A 16,230-nucleotide genomic window follows, 5' to 3' on the forward strand; every position below is an offset into this window, starting at 1 on the left:
TTTTTGCAAGAGTTTTTTAAAAAATATAACCTTTTTAAAAATAGTAGTGACAAACCTTCCACTCTTGTGACAAACTTTCCACTTTACGGTGACAGACCTTCCACCTTTGAGTGACAGACCTTCCACCTTTGAGTGACAGACCTTCCACCTTTGAGTGACAAACCTTCCACTTTACGGTGACAAGCCCTCCACTTTTAAACTTATAAGCATTTGTTTTATATAGCAAAAAAACAGTCTTAATTATTAATTAGCTAAATAAATAATTATACTAATTATTAATTAAGCTAGCTTATTTAAAAATTAGTTTTTTAAGTTGTTTTACACCTAAATAAATAAGATTTATAAATTTAAAAACTATAGTATGATGAGTGAAAGTTATTTATATTGTTAAACATTCAAATACGGAAGCATCTGACACGTATGTCTGCAAAAATTATTACGGTTGCTAACCACAAAGGTGGATGTGGCAAAACAACGACCGTTGTACATCTAGCCTCTGAACTTGCAAATCTTGGCAATAAAGTTTTAGTCATTGATTTAGATCCTCAAGCAAACGCAAGTTTACACATTGGGATCCAACATCCAAGCGAAATTGTTGTTACTTCAGCAGAATTACTCGTTGGTGATATTTCATTATTAGCTGATGCATTACAAGAAGAAACAAACTTTGAAAAAGTATCATTAATTTATGGCTCATTAAATTTAGGAAAAACTGAAGACCAGCTTAAAGAAGAAGCTCCTCGTCCTTCAGAAGAATTAAGCATCAAGCTAGAACTGTTAAAAGATCTTTACGACTTCATATTAATTGATTGCCCACCTAGTCTTAAACTATTAACCAGTAATGCCTTAGCATCATCAACACATGTCATTATCCCTATCGAATCTGGATCACAATATGGACTGTATGGGGTAACAGATCTTTTAAACCATCTTGAAAAGATAAAACGTATTAATCCAGATTTAGAGCTTTTAGGCGCTTTACTGATTAAACATGATGAACGTCAGAATGTTTGTAAATTGATTCGGGATGAAGCTTTAAAACAGGTTGGAAAAATTTTACAAACTACCATTCCTCAAAGTACTAAAGTTAATCAAGCAGCAATTCTGCAACAGCCACTTTTGAAAGTAGAAAAAAATTCAAAAGTACGTAAGGCTTTTGAAAGCCTTGCTTATGAAATTGTAGCGAAAGTTTAAACCTGAGAGTATTATGGCAAGCACTAAAGAGCTTTTAGCTCAAAAATTGAAACAAAATACAGAAAAACATCAGCAAGCACAGAAAGACAATATTAAAGAGCTAAAAGAATTTAGACGTAATGTTCCTATTGAGGATATCAGTCGCAGTCCCAACCAACCGCGTAAAGTATTTGAAGATTCTCAATTAAAAGAACTGGCGGATTCTATTAATGAAATCGGCCTTTTGCAGCCCATTACAGTGCGTAAACTTGATAATCTGAAATATGAACTGATTGCAGGCGAGCGACGCTTACGGGCGCATCAATTACTCGGCAAGTCGGTGATTGAAGCCATTATCATTGATGCTAATGATGAAGAAGCATCTTTGTTAACCCTAGCTGAAAATTTAAAGCGTCAAGATCTGACAGATTATGAAATTTTTATTGGTTTGAACTCACTTGATGAAAAGTTGAAGAAGAACAAGCAACGTTTAGCTAATTCATTGGGTTTAAATCGCGAAGATATGTACAAATATCTATCGTATGAAAAGCTGCCTAAAGCAATGTTGAATGACCTGGATTTGGAGCCAGGTCTAGTCGGTCGTACTGCTGCAACAGCGTTCAAGAAATTTTTATCGGATCATATAGAGCAACTTTCGGAGGCGGAAACAGCTTTACTCGGTGCTTGGGAGAAATTAAAAGAAAAAAAACTGGAGCAAAGCAAAGTTACTTCTTATGCTGAAAAACTATTGAGTCAAGATCCAGAAAAAGTAACCACGACATCAGTGGTAAGAAAAATCGAATATGATGGTAAGGTTGCTGGAAATATCAAACTGAATCAAAAACAGCTCAATATCTCTCTTAAAATTTCAGAAATTGATGAAGCTAGTCTTTTACAACTAGAAGATTTTTTAAAACAGCTTATTCAGAAAAGTGAAAAAGTGTAGCAACTTGCTACACTTTTCAGTTTGCTCATAAAACTCTCACACTTACGTGAGAATTTTTTATAATTATCACATGCGAAAAATTATACCACCCAAACTGAAATTGATATGGTTACGCTAGAAGAGTTTATTCCTAAAAATTATCTTATACGTAAAATAGACAAAGCGATTGATCTCAATATCATTCATGAACGTGTCGCGCATCTATATTGTCCCGATAAGGAGACTGTTGAACGAATTTTGCCGTTGCAAAATAATTACAGGGTCTCTGTTATGCAAGTAACGCAGCAATGTTTACTGTCAGTTACAGCACAAAACTTGAAGAAAATCGCCTTGCACTTATCGAAGTTAATTTTTATTGTATTTTTTAGCCATCAATACGCTTAAAAATAAATCACTATGAATAAGCGATAGAAGTTTAGAAAATACCCCCACTTTAACGATCGCTAAAGTGGGGTTTGTGATTAGTCTGAAAAGTGTAGCAACTTGCTACACTTTTTTAATACTTAAATTGTACGACAAGAAATGACGTATCAATACTTACACACGAGCGTATTATTGGGTACTATTGGTTTAACTAAAACTAGATAACCTATTCATTGCAGGACAATTCCATGGCACGTACTCCAAAGCAAACCAAACAAGAACCCATTGAGGTCATTCTTTGGAAAGCTGCAGACAAACTTCGTAAGAACATTGATGCTGCTGAGTACAAGCATGTAGTCCTTGGTTTGATCTTCCTCAAGTACATCTCTGACTCATTTGAAGCTCACTACAACCTATTGGTTGAAGGTGAGGGAGAGTTTGCAGGAGCTGATCCTGAAGATCGTGATGAATACACTGCATACAACGTCTTCTTCGTTCCTGAGATCGCACGTTGGTCATACCTGTTAAACCAAGCAAAGCAAGTCACCATTGGTAAGATTGTAGACGATGCAATGGAAGCCATTGAGAATGAGAACCCTCAGCTCAAAGGTGTACTACCTAAAGTCTATGCACGTCAAAATCTCGATCCTACGAGCCTAGGTGAGCTGATAGACCTCATTGGTAACATTGCCCTAGGTGATGCAAAAGATCGCTCTGCCGACGTTTTAGGACACGTATTCGAGTACTTCCTAGGTGAGTTCGCTTTAGCTGAAGGTAAGCAAGGTGGGCAGTTCTACACGCCTAAATCCATCGTGAGCTTATTGGTTGAAATGCTAGAGCCATACAAAGGACGTGTATTCGATCCTTGCTGTGGTTCAGGTGGTATGTTCGTACAGTCTGAGAAATTCGTAGAATCGCATCAGGGTTTAGTGGACGACATCTCCATCTATGGTCAAGAAAGTAACCAGACAACTTGGCGTTTGGCCAAGATGAACTTAGCCATTCGTGGCATTAACTCAGAGCATGTGAAATGGAACTCTGAGGGTTCATTCCTGAATGATGCACACAAAGACCTGAAAGCGGATTACATCATTGCTAATCCACCATTCAACGTCTCTGATTGGAGCGGTGAGCAGTTAGTGGGTGATGCTCGTTGGTCTCTAGGTACACCACCTGCAGGCAATGCGAACTTCGCATGGATGCAACACTTCTTGTATCACATGAGTCCTAAAGGTCAGGCAGGCGTTGTGCTTGCTAAAGGTGCATTAACCTCTAAGACCAGTGGTGAAGGTGAGATTCGTAAAGCCTTGGTTTCAGAAGCCAATGTCATCGACTGTATTGTGAACCTACCTGCCAAGCTGTTCCTGAACACACAGATTCCTGCTGCTTTATGGTTTATGCGTCGTGACCGTGTTAACTCAAGCCAATACCAAGATCGTAGCAATGAGATTCTGTTCATTGATGCTCGTAACCTAGGTCATCTGATTAACCGCAGAACCAAAGTCTTGTCTGATGAAGATATTAAGCTCATCACAGACACTTACCACAATTGGCGTAACAAGGGTGGTGAGTATGAGGATGTTGCAGGCTTCTGTGCATCTGTACCACTTGAGAAAGTCGCTGAGCTTGATTATGTACTGACGCCAGGTCGTTATGTTGGTTTAGCTGATGATGAAGATGAGTTCGACTTCAAGGTACGCTTTACAAGCTTAAAGGCAGAGTTTGAAGCACAGCTTGCTGAGGAAGCCAAGCTAAACCAAGCCATTGCTGAGAACTTAGCAAAGGTGGTTGTATGAGTGAGTGGCAGGTTGGGCGATTAGATAGCTTCTTTACCCTAAAACGTGGTTATGACTTACCAAAGCAATCTCGTGTTTCTGGTAGTGTTCCCATCATTGCTTCTTCAGGTTTTGCTGATTTTCATAATGAAGCCAAAGTAAATGAATCAGGTGTTGTGACGGGCCGATATGGAACCATTGGTTCAGTTTTTTTCAGTGATGTACCATTTTGGCCATTAAACACATCTCTTTATGTAAACGACTTTAAGGGGAATGACAAAAAGTTCATCTACTACTTTTTGCAAACATTGGATTGGGAAAAATTTAGTGACAAAAGTGCGGTGCCTGGAGTTAACCGTAATGATGTTCATCAAGAAGAGATATGCTTTCCGTCTCTCCCTGAACAAAAAGCCATAGCCTCAATCCTTTCATCATTAGATGACAAGATCGACTTACTGCACTGTCAGAACAAGACTTTGGAAGCCATGGCTGAAACACTGTTTCGTCAATGGTTTATTGAGGAAGCGAAAGAGGATTGGGATGATTTACTAGTAAGTGATATAGCTACTCATATCAAAGACAATGTGAACCCATCAAAAGATCCTCTTAAGACATACTATCATTTTAGTTTGCCTGCTTTTGATTCAGGAGAAAAGCCTACTATTGAATTGGGTGCGGAAATTCTGAGTAATAAGTACAGAGTATGTGAGAACTCAATTTTAGTCTCAAAGCTGAATCCAAGAGTGCCTCGTATATGGTTATTAACTGATGTCAAAGATAATTATGTATGTTCAACAGAGTTTCAGAATTTGAAGCCTAAAGTAGGATCTCATTTAATGTTCTTGTATAGCTTATTCAATTCAAGAGATGTTATTGATGAATTAGCAATGAGTGCTTCGGGAACCAGTGGCAGTCATCAAAGGGTTAAGCCAGAAGATATGTTAAATATCTCTTTTAAGACTCCAAGTTTAGACTACCTTGAAGAGTATTCGCTGTTGATTACTCCTTCGATGCAAAAGGTTTCATCTAACAAGAAGCAAATCCAAACACTTGAACAACTACGAGATACCTTGCTTCCTAAGCTGATGAGCGGCGAAGTCAGAGTCCAATACCAAACAGAAGAAGTTGCATAACATTTGAGGTGAAGTCATTTGATGGCTTCACCTTTTTTACATTCAGGGGGCTGAATTGAATAAAAAAATTATAGGGGCAATCATTGCCTTAGTCGTAGTGATCTGTGGCTACTTGTATGCTTCGCCATACATTGCCATCAATAACATCAAGAATGCTGCACAAGTAGGTGATAGCGAAAAGGTGTCCAAGTACATCGACTATCCAAGTGTGCGTCAGAGCTTCAAAGATCAAATGAATGCCATGATGATGAAAGAGATGGCAACCCATAAAGATGATGGTTTCGCAGCACTAGGTGCCATGCTTGCATCTACCATGGTAGACAAGATGATTGATGGTTTTGTCACACCTGAAGGGATGACCATGATGATGCAAGGCAAAGACCTTAAAGATGCAGCACATTCATCACAGGGAGCATCAACAACAGAAACCAAAGAAGAAGATCAAGCAGAGTACAAAACTCGCTATACCTCATTCAGTGACTTTGAGGTTGTGATCCAACATCCAAATGATTCCAAAGCCGTCACTGTCAAAATGGTTCGTGATGGTTTGAGTTGGAAAGTGAATAAGATCGCTGTGCCGATGGATTAAGTAAAAGAGAACAAAGAGGAAAAACAGAATGATAAAGCGCATGATTCAAATGGGATTTGGCTTGATTGCTGTAGTTAGCTTTGCTGCAACCGTTCAAGCAGCACCGGCTAAATTCAATCATAGCGGCATACAAAAAGGTAAAGTCATAGAAACCTGTTATCACTCTCCTTGTTCAGTCGCCAAGTTTGTCTCTTACAAACAACTGAATAAGACAGCGACTGAATCCAAGATTCAAGTCACCTTGCTGGGCGGTAGTCGTGAGTGGGAAGCCAAGAAAATTGACTGGAATAGATCGCCACATAAAGTCACTGTGAATTGCTCATACCAACGACCAACAGTTCAGATTGGTTCACAAAAGACTCTGATTCCACTCAATGATGGTTTAGGTGTTCCTGGAGTACTGATGGTAGATGCTGAACTCTATCTATATGTTTGCCATAAGTTTGAGGGCGCTATTGAGAATGCTGTGCAGAAGTATGGCTATAACGTGCAGGACGATGAATAAGGTTTCTTAGCTTTACATCATATAAAAAATTAATGAGTCCAGGTTATATGGATAAGTTTAGGGGGAAATAATCAAGTGACTAAGATGACCGAATCAGACATTGAGCTGATGGCGATAGAGCAACTAGAGGGATTGGGCTATACCTATGTGTATGGACCTGAGATTGAATCGAAGGGCACTAACCCTCTACGAAGCTATAAGCAGGTCATCTTGGAAGACAAAGTGCTTGATGCATTACAACGCTTAAATCCTCATTTAAGCCAAGACAAATGTACTGAAGCACTAAAGCAAGTCACCAATATTCAATCCCCTGATCTACTCAGTAATAACCAAGCATTCCACCGACTGCTCACTGAGGGCATTAACATTGAGGTGAGCAAAGAGGGTAACACTCAAGGTGAGTATGCTTGGTTGATTGACTTTGAGAATCCAACCAATAACGAATTCCTTGTCGTCAATCAAGTAACCATCAAAGAAGATCGCTGGACAAGACGACCAGACATTATCTTGTATGTGAATGGCTTACCCTTGGTGGTCATTGAACTCAAGAATGCAACAGACGAGAATGCCACTGTAGAAGGCGCATACAAGCAAATACAGACCTATCAAAGCCAAATCCCTAGCTTGTTTACCTACAATGCTTTCAACGTCATCTCTGATGGTTTAGAGGCGAAAGCAGGTACTGTCTCAGCAGACTACAGTCGCTACATGGCGTGGAAGACAAACAATGGTCAAACCAAAGCCAAGAAGACACAAGCACAGCTAGAAGTCCTGATTCATGGTTTACTGAATCCAGTCACACTACTCGACATGATTCGACACTTCATTGTCTATGAATCAACGAAGCACGAGGATACCAATGGCTTAATCACCATTAAGACCATCAAGAAGATGGCTGCATATCATCAGTACTATGCAGTGAATGCAGCAGTCCTCTCGACTATTCGTGCGTCTGCAGTGAACTCGGACTCGAAATCAGCAGAAGTTGCCATGCAACATCAAGGTAGAAGTAAGCTCGAATTGGTACAGCAACAAGCAGTCGGTGACAAGAAAGCCGGTGTGGTATGGCATACCCAAGGCTCAGGTAAGTCTTTGTCTATGGTTTTCTACACAGGCAAGATTGTCTTGGCTTTGGATAATCCAACAGTCGTTGTGATCACAGATCGTAATGATCTAGATGATCAGCTCTTTGGTACATTCGCTGCATCAAGCCAACTCCTTAGACAAACACCACGACAAGCAGACAGCCGAGAAGAACTCAAAGAGTTACTCAAGGTGGGTTCAGGTGGCGTGATCTTCACCACCATCCAAAAGTTCCAACCGGATGATGGCACTAGCGTCTACGAGCAACTGTCAGACCGAACCAACATTGTCGTGATTGCAGATGAAGCACATCGTTCTCAGTATGGCTTTAATGCCAAGGAAGTCGATGTCAAAGATGAAGATGGCAAGGTTGTCGGTAAACGTACTGTCTATGGTTTTGCCAAGTACATGCGTGATGCACTTCCTAATGCTACTTACCTTGGTTTCACAGGAACACCAATTGAGAAGACGGATGTAAACACACCTGCAGTCTTCGGGAACTATGTAGATATCTATGACATCTCGCAAGCAGTGGAGGATGGTGCAACTGTTCGTATCTTCTATGAAAGCCGCCTAGCTAAGATTGCCATCAGTGAGGAAGGCAAAGAGCTGATTGAAGACTTTGATGACCAGTTTACTGAAGATGACTTAAACCAAACTCAAAAAGAACGTGCGAAGTGGGCAAGAGTCGAAGGTTTGATCGGCAGTAAAGAACGTATCAAAGCCATTGCAAAGGACATCGTAGAACACTTTGAGCAGCGTCTTAAAGCCAATGCAAACCAAGGCAAAGGCATGATCGTCAGCATGTCTCGCAGGATCGCTGTAGACCTTTACAACGAGATTGTAAAGATCAAACCAGAGTGGCACAGTGATGATCTGAATGATGGTGTAATCAAAGTTGTGATGACTGCCTCAGCTTCAGATGGTGAGGTGATTGCTAAACATCACACTACCAAGCAACAGCGCCAACGCTTAGCAGATCGTATGAAAGACAATGATGATAAGCTCAAACTCGTTATTGTTCGTGATATGTGGCTGACTGGTTTCGATGCCCCAAGTATGCACACCCTTTACATCGACAAACCAATGAAAGGTCACAACCTCATGCAAGCGATTGCACGAGTCAACCGTGTCTACAAAGACAAGGCTGGTGGCTTGGTTGTGGACTATCTTGGTATCGCATCTGACTTGAAAGAAGCCTTATCGTTTTACTCAGAAGCAGGTGGTAAAGGTGATCCTGCATTGGTGCAGGATGAAGCTGCAACGATCCTGCAAGAAAAGCTAGAAGTGCTTGATGGCATTTTGCATGGCTTCAACTACCAAGAGTACTTCACTGCAGATACTTCTCGTAAGCTCAACATCATTTTAGAAGCGGAAGAGCATATCCTTGGTGTAGATCAAGGAGAAGGGAAGACTCGCTTCCTGACAGCAGTCACAGCGATGTCACAGGCATTCGCATTAGCTGTACCTCATCCACATGCTATGGAAGCTGCACCAGTGGTGGCATTCTTCCAAGCAGTCAAAGCACGTCTTGCTAAGTTTAGTGATGGTACAGGCAAGATTTCTGGCTTAAGTAATGCTGAGCTTGAAGCCAAGGTAAAGCAAACCATTGACCAAGCTCTAGTCACAGAGCAAGTGGTAGATATCTTCGATGCTGCAGGGATTCAGAAACCAGATATCTCGATTCTCTCTGATGAGTTTATGCAGGAGATGAAAGACTATAAGCATAAGAACATTGCGCTTGAAACACTTAAGAAGTTACTTGGTGATGAGATTAAGGTACGAGAGCAACGCAGTGTCACCCAAGGTAAGAAGCTCATGGATATGTTGAGTTCAGCAATTAAGGGTTATCAGAACAAGGTACTTACTGCAGCAGAAGTCATTGATGAACTGATCAAGTTAGCTAAGACAATTCAGGAGTCAGACAAACTGGCTGAAGAACTCAACCTGACTGAATACGAATATGCGTTCTACTCAGCAGTAGCAGACAATGACAGTGCTCGAGAATTGATGCAGAAAGACATATTGAGAGAACTTGCAGTCGTACTCACTGATTCTATTCGTAAGAATGTGACTTTGGATTGGACGATCAAGGAAGCTGCTAGAGCAAAGTTAAGAGTCATCGTGAAGAGATTGCTGAAGAAGTATGGCTATCCACCTGATATGGCTTTATTGGCTACAGAAACTGTATTGGAACAGGCTGAGCAGTTGGCTGAAGAGCTTTCCAGTTCAAAAGAATAGGGTACAGATAGTGTTCAAAAAGACCGCTATATTAACCATAACCAAGGGGGCATTTTTACACTGCTGCTAACAAGGACAACCCTTCACTTATACTAGCTCAAAACTGATCTGACAGTTCCCCGTTTTTTATTGTGCCTGTCAGGTTAAATTTGGGCTAAATTCTTATCAGCCCAAATTCGTTTTCCATTAAGTAAAGTTTCAAATGGGCTTCCTGTTTGACATCTTTTGGGAATAGTTTCGGATATTTTGTTGTTCTAACTTTTCATGATGCTGTTGAATTTAGTCCAGATCTCATAAAACATTGTATAACTGAAACGCTGGAAAACCTATTTAGCAAATTTGGGGTGTAGTTTCCACTTGAAATAATTCAATTAAAAATAAATGTATGTATTTTATTTATTTTTTGATATATTTCAGTTTAACCTAAAAACGACTAGTGATAGTTATAAAAAGTTGTGCTTAGAAGAATCTTTATTATTTTCAGAGGTTTACTTATGAAAAAGTTAGTAATCTTATTATCAATGTCGACGGTTTTTTTATCAGCTTGTGGTAATAAACATGACAAAATGGTTGGCTACTGGCAATTAGAAAATGTGCAAGGAAAGCGCATTATGCAAATTTTTAAAGAGGGTAAAGATAGTTATATTCTTAAAGAAAATGTGGTTGCTCGTAGTAATGTGGTGAATGGTAAAGAGGGAAGTTCTCTCGTATTGGAAAAAAAAGATGATACTTTAGCGGTTAATAATGGTTTAGCTGCTATGCCCTTACATTTATCTGATGATGGTCAAACATTACGTATTTCTAAAAATCAGTACAAAAAAGTAGATGAAAATTTTGTCAATAAAACAATAGAAAATATTAAAGTGTGTCATGAAATTGAAACAGAATATCGGACTAAAGTTAAAGAACTACCTATTTTTACTCGTGACCCTGCAATTCAAGAGCAACGTAAAACGTTGGCTGAGTCAACTACTAAAAAAATGCAAGCCATTGAAGATTGTAAATTTGGTATCTACTGATAATTACACTATTTAATGAGGGTGTAAATAATTCTGTGTAAATGTGGTTTTAAAAATACTTGGTTACACGTTCATCAAACATGATACTAAAACGATTCATGGCAGCTTTCCAATTCTGAATGGGCATCGTCCATTTTTTGCTTGCTGCCATAATCGCTAAATATACCACTTTTTTCACAGATTCATCGGTTGGGAAGATTTTTCTTTTCTTGGTGGCATGGCGAATGACACTGTTCAAGGATTCAATTGCATTGGTGGTATAAATCGCCTTGCGAATGTCCATTGGATAGGCAAAGAACGTGTTGAGATTCGACCAGTTGGCAAGCCATGATTTACTGATTTGAGGATATTTATCGTCTCACTTTTGACCAAATTCATCCAGGGATGACATACAATCGATACAGCGCATCATTATTATTGAAAATGGTGCCATGATGAATAGGGTATTTGATTGGTATATGCAGTTGCCTCTTGAGTGGCAGTCGAGCCTGTTTGTCTATCGTGGGCATGGGGCCAACATTAAAACAGTAGTTAAATTATTAGAACAAGTATCGGATAACTGCTTGTTGGCATTTTATGGTGATCTTGATCCGTATGGGATTAATATTGCCTCTCATTTTTATAAAATACGTCCTTTAGCCCTGATTGTGCCTAGTATCTGGCAGGAGATCACAGTCACTCATATCGACAACAATGTGAATAAATTCTTGAAGCAGATCGTTCAGACTAGGGATATTGCATTTGATCAAGCTGAACCTTTGATTTTAAGAGAGCTATTTCATCATGTTGATCCTAGCCAAAATAATGGACAGTACTTCCCTCTAAAGATAACGTAACGTTAACTTTGGAGATCCAAGAAATGGCCAAACGTTTTAATCCCAAATTTAAACAGCAAGCAATTGATTATGCACTTTCAAACTCACACGAGCCTACAGCTGCAATCGCCCAGAAATTAGGTGTGGGTTATTCAACTTTAGACAAATGGATTCGTGAAGCCAATCCAGTGGGTTCAAGCAAACGTCAACTTTCACCAGAACAACAGCGGATATTGGAATTAGAGAAAGAAGTCAAACAGCTTAGGGAAGTCAATGACATCTTAAAAAAAGCGCATGTGTACTTTCTGACAGATCATGCCAAGAAAAGTACACGGTAATTCAAGATCTGGATGTGAATGAAGTCACTGTATCTTCTGTCTGTAAATGCCTGGGTGTCAGCACTTCAGGCTATTATGCCTGGCGAAAGCGCCAGACCAATCTAGCGCAGAAATATAATGATTTAAAAGCCGTATATTGGCAGCATCATGCACGATTGGGTGCACCTTCATTGGTACATGACATGCATGATTTAGGTTACAGCATGAGCGAACGAACCGTTGGAAGAATGCTTAAAAAGCTTGGTTTACGTAGCAGGATTGCACGTAAATACAAGCATACGACTGATTCAAACCATCGTTTGCCTACAGCACCTAACTTGTTAGATCGTCAATTTACGGTCAATGAACCCAATAAGATCTGGACAACAGATATTACCTATATCCGTACTAAGCAAGGTTGGCTGTATTTATGTGTGATGCTGGATCTATTCAGCCGTCGTATTGTCGGTTGGCAAACCAGCTATCGAATAGACCGTCAATTGGTATGTGATGCGTTTCATTATGCAATGGCTCGTCAGGGGTATCCAATGGGTGTCATGGTACATTCGGACCAAGGCTCACAGTACTGTAGTCGTGATTTTAGGGCGCTATTATTGACGAATAACTGCGTTCAAAGTATGTCACGCAGGGGAAACTGCTGGGATAATGCAGTGACCGAAAGCTTCTTTCATACATTGAAAGTTCATGTGGTCCATGGCAGTGTATTTGCCACTCGAAAAGAAGCGAATGCTGTCTTGTTTGACTATATTGAGATTTATTACAATCGAATCAGAAGACATTCTGCAAACGGCTGTTTAAGCCCAGAAGCCTTTGAACAGAAATATTTCAAGAATTTAGAGGGATTTGTTGTCCACGATACTGTCTAGGATCAAAAACTAGATCACCTACCTGTATATCTTCGATTTTTTTCCAAATTCTCCGTGGTAAATTTAGATCCCTCTGTACACGCACTAGAGTACCCGCAATAAAACACCCAGTAAGTGCTGGTATTTCTTTCAATTTATCACCCATAAAAAATGTCCCCTATTATTTGTTAATGATAATGTATGACTGTTAATTTTTTATCGTTCAAATTCTATTCTATTTAACATAATGGGCGTTATACGAAATTTTCAAAAAAATACAATAAAAATGCGAGCTTAAGGCTCCCATTTTTGATTTTTGTGTGTTATTCACCAATTAAAATGTCTATGCGATAAACCATTTAAAATGTCCTGTTTTTAACTGCAAGAGTCAAGAACAGGATTTAAATTTCTTTGTTCATTGCTAGCTTTCTGAGCTTTACGACTCGGCATACTTTTCTTGGCACGGGAACGTTTATTCTGTTTTTCCAACTCTTCATGCTGTTGTTGGATATGGGCCAGAACTGCGCCTAACCGTTTATTCTCAACCACTTCATTCTGCTGCAGTCCAGTCAGTTTATTGAAGATACTGTAGTTGATCTTCCGTCCTTCATACATGATCGCAACAGTGCCATCCGGGTACTCCAGAAATGAAATGTATTGTCCAACTAATTTCTGGTTCAATTCAGTCGGTTCAAGCATATAAATACATTTGTCATACGTCAGGGTTAGATTCTTGGTGACCTTACGTGGTTCCTGCCAGGTAAAAATATCATCCAGTTCAAGATCAGATTCGGTTAATGGTCGATGTAAATTCTTTGAGTTACGCGCACACTTGGCGAACTTCTGATTGAACTGCTCAATGAAGCAGGGTAGCCAAGCATTGGCTTCAGCAATCGAACTGATGCCTTCCAGACGCATCTCTTTGATCAGACGATCCTGAAGTGTCCTGTTAGCACGTTCCACACGTCCTTTGGCCTGTGGTGAGTTGGCAAAAATAATATCGATGTTTAACTCATTCAGAATCCGCCCAAATTGCGTGATCTTGCTGTCTTGGCTCGATTTCTGATTCACTCGGAATACTGAGTGTTTATCGCTATAAAAGGCCAAAGGCTTGCCATATTGCTTAATGTAGGCTCTCGTGGAAAGCATATAGTCGAAGGTCGTTTCAGCCTCACAAAAGCGCAGATGCAACAGCTTTCCAGTGGCGTCATCGATATAAACCAGCAAACAGCATTTGGCGGATCGTCCTTCAAACCAGTCATGATAGGAGCCATCAATCTGGATCAGTTCACCGAAGCAATCACGGTTATATCTAGGCTGATATGGACGTTTCAGACGCTTGGATCGCGGAATCCAGAGCTCATTGGCAGTCATCCAGCGACGAACTGTTTCCACAGGAATATTCAGCTCAAACATGCTGCTGAGCTTCTCATGCGCCAAGGTGGGCCCAAAGCCCAGCAGATGTTCAGAAATAATGGAAAGGCACTTTGCTTTTAACAAGTCATCATGGCGACGATGGCCAGGTTGACCACGACTGGCATGAGCCAGACCTGAAACACCATCTTGATTGAGCTTCTGCAATAACCGGGTAATTTGACGGGTGGAAAGATTCAGGATTTCAGCAGCACGGACTTGGGTAATACGATGATCTCGAACGTCTTGCAGAACCGCAAGACGTTGAATTTCTTTGTCAGACATAGTGATCAGCATCTATATTTCATATCCAGTCCATGATGGTTAAATCATCATAAACTAGACATTTTTATTGGTGAGAATACAGACACTTTAAATGGGTTCTAACATTTCGATTTCGTATAAGGTGTATTATGTTAATTTTAGGGGAACTTAATTCTATAGGTGATACCAATGGACAAAAAGATAGAAGATAAAACTAAAGATATTAATGAAAAAATTCAAAAATTGGATTTAGCTATCCAAGAACTAATAGAAACTACAGACAATTTTTTTATTAATGATAAGTACTATGGAATTGAATGCGCTTTTATTTTAGACCATGCACTAAATATTAAAATGCACTTTTTCAACAAGTATCCAGCATTTGCACCACCTCACTTACGAGGAGTAGAAAATTATGATCGAATTATACATATTAGAGAAAATAATCCTGAAGATAAGCTAGAACAAATTTCTCCTCTTAAAGACTAAATTTTCTAATCTCGTACTTAGAATCCCCTACCATTTAACATAATGGTGGTTATACGAAATTTCAAAAAAATACAGTAAAAATGGGAGCTTAAGGCCACTGCTGTCCCATAAATATAACAAGTGTTAGCAGCAGTGTAAAAATAACCCTCTAACGGCATTTTAAAACTGACCCCCTTGGTTAATATAGCGGTCTTTTTGGACTGCTCAACATGTTAACTTTGGAGCAAGCAGTGACCATCCAAATTCTTCATCAACAAGGTAAATCCATTAAAGCCATTAGTCGTGAACTTGGGGTATCCAGGAATACCGTACGTAAATATTTACGGCAAAACACCACACCTCAGTATCGGCGTACACAACCTAGAATAAGTATTCTTGATCCATATAAACCCTATTTGCTTGAACGTGTAAATGCAGCTCATCCTGAATGGATTCCTGCCGTTGTGCTCTATAAGCAGATTTTAGGGTTTGGATATCCAGGAAAGATCAGGATATTGAGGGAATATCTTGCAACATTAAAACCCGTTGCCAAATCAGAACCCGTCATTCGTTTTGAAACCCAACCTGGTCAACAAATGCAGGTTGATTTCACCACGATTCGACGTCACCATACGACTTTGAAAGCCTTTGTGGCCACATTAGGTTATTCCAGAGCAACCTTCGTGAAATTTTATGATCATGAACGGACGGATGCATGGATCGATGGTCTGGAAAATGCATTTCAGTTCTTTGGGGGCGTACCTCAGGAAATCCTGTTTGATAACGCTAAAACGATCATGATTGAACGGGATGCCTATCAGGAGGGGCAGCACAAATGGAACCCCAAACTGCTCGATTGTGCCAAGAAATATGGCTTTCGCCTCCCGCGTATGTAAACCCTACCGCGCACAGACCAAAGGCAAAGTTGAACGCTTTAATGGATATCTCAAATCAAGCTTTATTGTGCAATTGAAAGCAAGCCTTAAGACTTCAGGCTTATTGTTGGATGTTGATGTTGCTAATGCCCACATTGGTCGGTGGTTGCATGAAACCGCCAATCAGCGGATTCATGCAACCACGCAAGAAAAACCAGCTGTTCGACTGCAGCAAGAGCAGCAAAGATTCGCGCCATTACCGCAATCAAATACGGTTTCCAGCATTGTGCCTGTTACAGCGGCACCGCATGTGATGCCCTACGAGAGTTTGCAGCATCCATTATCAGTATATGACCAGTTGCTGGGAGTTTCCTGATGAATCTGC

General features: G+C 40.0%; 13 protein-coding genes and 2 pseudogenes. 13 read left to right on the top strand and 2 right to left on the bottom strand.

Features of this window, described 5'->3' with window-relative positions; genetic code table 11:
- Window positions 1-420: 420 nt before the first annotated feature.
- The 9 genes from FTU00_RS11040 (at window position 421) to FTU00_RS11080 (ending at window position 10,827) form a co-directional block, all read left to right on the top strand.
- On the top strand, window positions 421-1,194 hold the full coding sequence (locus FTU00_RS11040) for a ParA family protein (RefSeq protein WP_094069344.1): 774 nt from the start codon (window positions 421-423) through the stop codon (window positions 1,192-1,194).
- 13 nt (window positions 1,195-1,207) lie between these two features.
- Window positions 1,208-2,119, top strand: a complete 912-nt coding sequence (locus tag FTU00_RS11045) for a ParB/RepB/Spo0J family partition protein (RefSeq protein WP_070153141.1) — start codon at window positions 1,208-1,210, stop codon at window positions 2,117-2,119.
- A gap of 105 nt (window positions 2,120-2,224) precedes the next feature.
- Window positions 2,225-2,503 (top strand): hypothetical protein, encoded by a 279-nt coding sequence (locus FTU00_RS11050; RefSeq protein ID WP_070153138.1) that lies wholly within the window; start codon window positions 2,225-2,227, stop codon window positions 2,501-2,503.
- A 227-nt stretch (window positions 2,504-2,730) separates the two neighbouring features.
- The gene (locus FTU00_RS11055) at window positions 2,731-4,278 is read left to right on the top strand and encodes a class I SAM-dependent DNA methyltransferase (protein WP_154320136.1); all 1,548 of its coding nucleotides are present in this window, start codon (window positions 2,731-2,733) and stop codon (window positions 4,276-4,278) included.
- Entirely contained in the window at window positions 4,275-5,390 is a 1,116-nt protein-coding gene (locus FTU00_RS11060; protein WP_104915058.1) for a restriction endonuclease subunit S, read from the top strand. The genes FTU00_RS11055 and FTU00_RS11060 overlap by 4 nt, the downstream gene beginning before the upstream one ends.
- 55 nt (window positions 5,391-5,445) lie before the next feature.
- Window positions 5,446-5,979, top strand: a complete 534-nt coding sequence (locus tag FTU00_RS11065) for a DUF2939 domain-containing protein (RefSeq protein ID WP_167846516.1) — start codon at window positions 5,446-5,448, stop codon at window positions 5,977-5,979.
- Between the two features lie 40 nt (window positions 5,980-6,019).
- The gene (locus FTU00_RS11070) at window positions 6,020-6,484 is read left to right on the top strand and encodes a hypothetical protein (protein ID WP_257218586.1); all 465 of its coding nucleotides are present in this window, start codon (window positions 6,020-6,022) and stop codon (window positions 6,482-6,484) included.
- Between the two features lie 84 nt (window positions 6,485-6,568).
- Window positions 6,569-9,808 carry a type I restriction endonuclease subunit R gene (locus FTU00_RS11075; protein ID WP_218944576.1) on the top strand — a complete coding sequence of 1,080 codons (3,240 nt, stop codon included), beginning with the start codon at window positions 6,569-6,571 and terminating at the stop codon, window positions 9,806-9,808.
- Window positions 9,809-10,302: 494 nt separating this feature from the next.
- Window positions 10,303-10,827 carry a hypothetical protein gene (locus FTU00_RS11080; protein WP_154320138.1) on the top strand — a complete coding sequence of 175 codons (525 nt, stop codon included), beginning with the start codon at window positions 10,303-10,305 and terminating at the stop codon, window positions 10,825-10,827.
- A 49-nt stretch (window positions 10,828-10,876) separates the two neighbouring features.
- On the opposite strand, the pseudogene FTU00_RS11085 reads toward FTU00_RS11080, so the two are convergent.
- Window positions 10,877-11,185, bottom strand: a pseudogene (locus tag FTU00_RS11085) (transposase); the annotation flags it as partial.
- Between the two features lie 49 nt (window positions 11,186-11,234).
- Here FTU00_RS11085 and FTU00_RS11090 point away from each other — a divergent pair.
- Together FTU00_RS11090 and FTU00_RS11095 are read left to right on the top strand one after the other, a co-directional pair.
- The gene (locus FTU00_RS11090) at window positions 11,235-11,663 is read left to right on the top strand and encodes a hypothetical protein (RefSeq protein WP_373682995.1); all 429 of its coding nucleotides are present in this window, start codon (window positions 11,235-11,237) and stop codon (window positions 11,661-11,663) included.
- 23 nt (window positions 11,664-11,686) lie between these two features.
- Window positions 11,687-12,846 (top strand): IS3 family transposase gene (locus tag FTU00_RS11095; protein WP_154320140.1). Its coding sequence is split into 2 segments (ribosomal slippage): window positions 11,687-11,921 and window positions 11,921-12,846, totalling 1,161 coding nucleotides; the frame shifts between segments, so codons are not numbered across the junction.
- Window positions 12,847-13,200: 354 nt separating this feature from the next.
- Here FTU00_RS11095 and FTU00_RS11100 read toward each other — a convergent pair.
- Window positions 13,201-14,535: an ISNCY family transposase gene (locus FTU00_RS11100; RefSeq protein WP_103254392.1), complete on the bottom strand. Its 1,335-nt coding sequence runs from the start codon at window positions 14,533-14,535 to the stop codon at window positions 13,201-13,203.
- 156 nt (window positions 14,536-14,691) lie between these two features.
- On the opposite strand from FTU00_RS11100, the gene FTU00_RS11105 reads away from it, so the two are divergent.
- Both FTU00_RS11105 and istA read left to right on the top strand, forming a co-directional pair.
- The gene (locus FTU00_RS11105; RefSeq protein WP_179989178.1) at window positions 14,692-14,991 is read left to right on the top strand and encodes a hypothetical protein; all 300 of its coding nucleotides are present in this window, start codon (window positions 14,692-14,694) and stop codon (window positions 14,989-14,991) included.
- Between the two features lie 209 nt (window positions 14,992-15,200).
- A pseudogene (istA, locus tag FTU00_RS11110) lies at window positions 15,201-16,221 on the top strand (IS21 family transposase).
- The last annotated feature ends 9 nt before the right edge of the window (window positions 16,222-16,230 follow it).

Origin of the sequence: Acinetobacter sp. YH12041 (genome assembly GCF_013419975.1) — a bacterium.
In the GTDB taxonomy this organism is placed as follows: domain Bacteria; phylum Pseudomonadota; class Gammaproteobacteria; order Pseudomonadales; family Moraxellaceae; genus Acinetobacter.